Below are 4,786 nucleotides of genomic sequence, written 5' to 3'. Positions count from 1 at the left end.
TTGGTTGTGACTGAATTCATAAGCTCCTGTTCCTAACTCTAGTAGATGTGGGAAAACCGGGACAGATCTATTTTCCTAGTGGAAACATTCGACGCCGACCCCTGCGATGCGCTCCAATAGCCCATTCGCCAACAACCCGAGATCCGCTATCGAACCCCATGGCTACCCTGGGCGCTGCTACTGACCACCTGGGCTGGAATCGGTTTCTATATACTGGGCCTGGGATTATTGATCGGGTGTGAACAAACGAAGCGTATAAAGAGATAGAGTTGATACAGTCCGTCAGCGACCCACAACAAGGAATGGGATGAGTAAATCTGGCATCATCAGCCCCGAAATCCGATATCTACTTTACTTCGCTGTTTTCTGGGCTGTATTGCTCGCCGTTGTGGCGTATTTATTCAGCCATTGGGACTCCCGAAAAAACAACCCCAACCAGCAACTGGTCAGTCACACCCGAGGCAGCTCCACTGAAATTGAACTACAGGCCAACCGCCAGGGTCATTATCTGGCATACGGCACCATCAACAACCAGGATGTCACCTTCATTCTGGATACCGGCGCCACAACCGTGTCAGTCTCAGAATCTCTCGCCCAAAAAGCAGGCCTTACCCGGGAACAGTCCGGCCGTGCAATCACTGCGGCTGGCACAGTAAATGTCTGGAGTACTACCATTCAGGAACTTCGCCTGGGCGATATGACGTTCAATAATGTATCCGGCACCATCAACCCCGCCATGGACCCCAACATTGTGTTGCTGGGAATGAGCGTGCTTGGACAGCTCGACTTCTCCCAACAATCGGGCGTTCTGACCCTGAGCCAGGAAAAACCTTGAAATGGCGTGTGGCTTGCTGAGTGAGGAAAACTTCCTGGCTGCGTCGAAGTTCTCGTTGCCACATTGCTTGGCTTGGTCTGTCTGACCATTAACTCCTCCTTGTTTTTTTCTGCCAGCACAAACACCTTATCCACAGCCATGCCAATGGCCAGCATATGCGTCCGCAGAGCTAATTTACCCTTCTTGAATTGTTGAATCTCATTGATACCGTCGACAATCTCTGCCCCAAGGTTTCTGTCAGCCATTTTTGATCGCCTCAGCTCTTCCCAGAACCCACTGGTGCCCATCGGACTTTCCGCACACCACCAGAACCTTTTATCAGGCTACCCGCGTCAGGCTTCTGCAAACGGTACGTTTGGAGCCCAAGGCATTCCTCGTCCGTGAGATAGTTCGGCAAAAGCCCATAAGGCCGCTTCAGCGCCTGGCGGAAAGAATGAAAATAAATCTGTCCCGGTTTTCGATTGCATCACGGACGCTGTAGTGAAACAATTTTCGAATACTAGTTTGGTGCCTTGTAATAAGCTTCCCCCAGCCTTCTGACTCCTACGTCTTCCAAATCATTAACGACTTGCCAGCGCGAGATCCCCTGCTCACGCAACCATACTTCCAGCCGGTCCAGAGTACTCCATTCACGACCCTGGTCACGCGTATTGTGCACGCGCGCCCAAAGTCCATCGACCAGTAAGGCCACTGCCCAGACATACGGATGTTTCTCCGGATTGCCGAAACCGCCGCTCTGGTACTCGCGTTCAATACGGTAAACCGTGGCGGTGTTCTGGATGCGCCATACACTAAAAAGGCCAGCAATATCAGTCGACTTTACGCGTCGCTGTACCGGGACCTCGAAATCAATATGGATCATAGTGTTGACAAGCTCCTCATAATTTACAACAGTATGAATCATAGTGACAGAAAACCTGTTACGCAATTGCCAGGGGAAGGAAATGCTACCTACTACTTTTCGCGCACGTAAAATCGGGACGATCGATTCGCAATGGCAAGCTGTTTTTGATGACTACTGGCCGGCTTATGAAGCCTGGTACGGGCAGAAAAAGCGTGATGACATCAACCCGAGTGCACTCAAAAAGGGGCATCGACAGCTCGTGACGGTTATGCCGGAAATGCAGCCGCTCTACGAAAGCTTTCGGGAGGCCAGTAATGATTGCCCTGTCGCCGCCCAGTTTTTGACGGGTTATCAGCCACCAGCCTATCTGGTGAGCTGTTCACAAGCGGTTTTACTGAATGAAGAGCCGTCACTCATACGTAACTATGACCTCAGTCCAGATCTGTCCGAGAACCTGCTGACCCAATCGAACTGGTTGGGGCAAGAGGTTATTGGTACCAATGAGTGTCTTTGGGGACTGGATGACGGCATGAACAAGTCAGGGCTTGTCGCTTCGCTGACCTTTGGCGGCAGTAACAAGGTGGGAAAAGGTTTCGGCATCCCATTCATAGTGCGCTATGTGCTGCAGACCTGCGAGAACGTCAAGCAGGCTATAAAGGTACTGCAAAGGGTACCGTCACACATGGCATACAACGTCACCCTTGTCGACAAGCGGGGGGATTTTGCCACCGTGATGTTAGCCCCTGATCAACCCGCAAATGTTACCCGCGAACGCTGTACCACCAATCACCAGACACGAATAACCTGGCCACAGCAGGCAGCGTTTTCCAGAACGCTTGAGCGCAAACAGTTTCTGGATAAATTGCTGGCAAGCGGCAAGATGAGTGAACAGCACCTTCGCGAAGCATTCTTAGCCGCGCCATTGCTCTCTGGCAACTATCCGCAACAGTTCGGTACGGTTTACACCGCTGTTTACAAACCAGTGAGTGGAACCATGTCGTATCACTGGCCCGGAGAGAAAGCCTGGAAGCATAGCTTTGCCAATTTCCGGGAAACGTCAAAAACGGTCAGTCTCGGGAAGCAAACAAATCCTGGGAAGCAGGCAAATCTGCTGACGCCGCCTGCTAATCCTCTTGAGCATGCTGATTCGAACCACAGTTTGCCAGCGAGTACTCGACAGCAACTGTTGCAAAGTCTCGTGTACTTACCCGCCTCGGTGGTGGGACAACCGGATGCATTGGAAAAATTGAAACAGGCTCTACGGGCCGAAAATTCCTTTTCGTGGAAAGACTATGCCGATCAGGTAGCACAGGTTTGGCGTTATTCTGTGCCTGCGGATTAGCCACCCCAGTGGCTCTGGGATCAGGTCTTGTTTTTTGTGCCGGCAATAGGGGCAAAGACAAGAACTGACCCCGTTACCCCCGGAGTCGGACTCCGTAGCGCAGATTCAATTGATGGGCGCCCCGGGGATGCTGTTCAGAAGTTCGGCATTTGTGGGGTACTTCTCAAGCAGCTCAACCAGCTTTCTCGTGCCCTCCAGCGGTTTGAGACCGCTAAGCGCCCGGCGCAATGATCAAACCTCGCTGCCCCATGCCAATCGGCGTGATCAAATCCATCGCGCGCACGAGCGCCTGGCGCAATGGTCTGAACTGGTAACGAGTAACAGAATGATCTGATCGATCGCCAAAGCGCGGCAAAGATCAGCAGGGGCAACTACAAATAGCTCGTACAGCCATTACTCGCTTGAAACGGAGAATTGCGCCCTATTGTCTAAAGGTTGGCACGATCACCCTGGCTTGTACTGGCATCAGCTTCTTGTCCCGGTTTTCGAACTGCAGCTTTCACTGAGGGTGGAAATGCCCTCGATCTCAGTCACCGTTTTGGCATCCGCCCGCTCAATGATTTTGAGGAGGGTGGATTGAATCGTTTCATCTTCCCGGGCATCACCGGCACTTGCGAACCTTTGCTTCTGGGGCTCTGCGCCCTCTTCCTCGGTATATGAAATAACAACCTCGCTGGCTGAATCCGGCGTTTTACCAAAGTACTCTAGCGCAACCAACGGATAGCCGTGAAAGCCTTTCTTGACCTGCTTTGCAATACGCTTTTTAGCTTTATCCACATGCATGATGGGGGCCTGTCGCTGCGATTGTTATCTGGGCGCACATCAGCACCCAGTCGATACCATTCACCAAGTCTACGCCCTTGTATCCTTCAAAAAACAGATCTGTGCCAGTTTCCCCACCGGATCAAACCGGCAGCTCAATAATCTCACCAGTCACGCCGCATTCACTCACCTGCAGCCGCCCCACCGTGATCGGCAGCGTAAAGCGCCGCGGGCCGGCGCCACCTGGATTGAAATAAAGCACATCGCCAATCCACTCATGACGGGGTTTGTGGGAATGGCCGGCGATCACCACGCGGTAACGGCCTTGCGGATCGATGTCGAGGGTTTTGACGTCATGGAGCATGTAGAAAGCGTGGCCGAGGAATTCCAGATCAAGAACATCGGGAAGCGTCGCTGCGCGGCCTGTGTTGTCGATATTGCCCCGGATCGCAATCAGGGGGGCAATCGCCTCCAGCGCCTCCAGAACCTCGTCCCGCCCCACGTCGCCGGCGTGCAGGATCACATCCGAGCCTTTCAGAACGGCCAGGGCTTCAGGACGCATTTTGCTGTGGGTGTCTGCGATCACTCCGATTTGCATGCTTACGCCCTTTCTAGCCCCTCAATGATGCCCGGCCGGCCCGCGCCCACAGCAATGAAGTACATGTTGATAAACCTGCCCCGATTCTGAGCGGTCACGGCCCGCCGGTCAAAACCCATAACAACAAGCCAGCAACCCCGAGAGCTCAGAGGGCTCAGACTTTTTCCGACAGCTGTAACAACCAGGCTTAATCACTTTGGCCATTTTAAAACCGCCCGAGGAAACATTCGACGCCGACCCCTGTGATGCGCTCAAATAGCCCATTCGCCAACAACCCGAGCTGACCGCTATGGCAAAAATCAAAAAGCAGCCACCGTCACCGCAAATCCGGGAGGAAGCCTTGACCATGGCAAAGGCGACTCAGCGGCCCGGGCAAAGCAAGGAGCAGACAAAAATGATCGCCCA

6 protein-coding genes are annotated in these 4,786 nt (G+C 53.1%); 3 read left to right on the top strand and 3 right to left on the bottom strand.

From position 1 onward, the window contains the following. The first annotated feature begins 307 nt into the window (after positions 1 to 307). A complete protein-coding gene (locus tag VJ956_RS11595) occupies positions 308 to 835 on the top strand; it encodes a retropepsin-like aspartic protease family protein (RefSeq protein ID WP_324085084.1) in 528 nt (175 codons plus the stop codon). A gap of 499 nt (positions 836 to 1,334) precedes the next feature. Here VJ956_RS11595 and VJ956_RS11590 read toward each other — a convergent pair whose 3' ends face one another. Continuing rightward, a complete protein-coding gene (locus VJ956_RS11590) occupies positions 1,335 to 1,697 on the bottom strand; it encodes a hypothetical protein (protein WP_324085082.1) in 363 nt (120 codons plus the stop codon). 82 nt (positions 1,698 to 1,779) lie between these two features. Between VJ956_RS11590 and VJ956_RS11585 the strand changes: the two genes are divergently transcribed. Then, positions 1,780 to 3,021 (top strand): C45 family peptidase, encoded by a 1,242-nt coding sequence (locus VJ956_RS11585; protein WP_324085080.1) that lies wholly within the window; start codon positions 1,780 to 1,782, stop codon positions 3,019 to 3,021. A 465-nt stretch (positions 3,022 to 3,486) separates the two neighbouring features. Here the strand turns inward: VJ956_RS11585 and VJ956_RS11580 are convergent, their stop codons facing one another. Both VJ956_RS11580 and VJ956_RS11575 read right to left on the bottom strand, forming a co-directional pair. After that, complete coding sequence (locus VJ956_RS11580) at positions 3,487 to 3,804, bottom strand: hypothetical protein (protein WP_324085078.1); 318 nt, start codon at positions 3,802 to 3,804, stop codon at positions 3,487 to 3,489. Positions 3,805 to 3,925: 121 nt separating this feature from the next. Further along, a complete protein-coding gene (locus tag VJ956_RS11575; protein WP_324085076.1) occupies positions 3,926 to 4,381 on the bottom strand; it encodes a metallophosphoesterase family protein in 456 nt (151 codons plus the stop codon). A gap of 289 nt (positions 4,382 to 4,670) precedes the next feature. Between VJ956_RS11575 and VJ956_RS16365 the strand changes: the two genes are divergently transcribed. Continuing rightward, positions 4,671 to 4,786, top strand: a 116-nt coding sequence (locus VJ956_RS16365) for a DUF2956 family protein (protein ID WP_414674436.1), incomplete at its 3' end; no start/stop codon positions are given.

Origin of the sequence: Marinobacter sp. (assembly GCF_035268745.1) — a bacterium.
In the GTDB taxonomy this organism is placed as follows: Bacteria; Pseudomonadota; Gammaproteobacteria; order Pseudomonadales; family Oleiphilaceae; genus Marinobacter.
Note: the sequence above shows the minus strand (reverse complement) of the source record. Positions and strands in the feature narration are given on the sequence as shown.

Coding starts and splice junctions, on each gene's coding strand:
- VJ956_RS11590 (WP_324085082.1), bottom strand. CDS start 1,697: ATGATCCATATTGATTTCGAGGTCCCGGTACAGCGACGCGTAAAGTCG.
- VJ956_RS11575 (WP_324085076.1), bottom strand. CDS start 4,381: ATGCAAATCGGAGTGATCGCAGACACCCACAGCAAAATGCGTCCTGAA.
- VJ956_RS11595 (WP_324085084.1), top strand. CDS start 308: ATGAGTAAATCTGGCATCATCAGCCCCGAAATCCGATATCTACTTTAC.
- VJ956_RS11585 (WP_324085080.1), top strand. CDS start 1,780: ATGCTACCTACTACTTTTCGCGCACGTAAAATCGGGACGATCGATTCG.
- VJ956_RS11580 (WP_324085078.1), bottom strand. CDS start 3,804: ATGCATGTGGATAAAGCTAAAAAGCGTATTGCAAAGCAGGTCAAGAAA.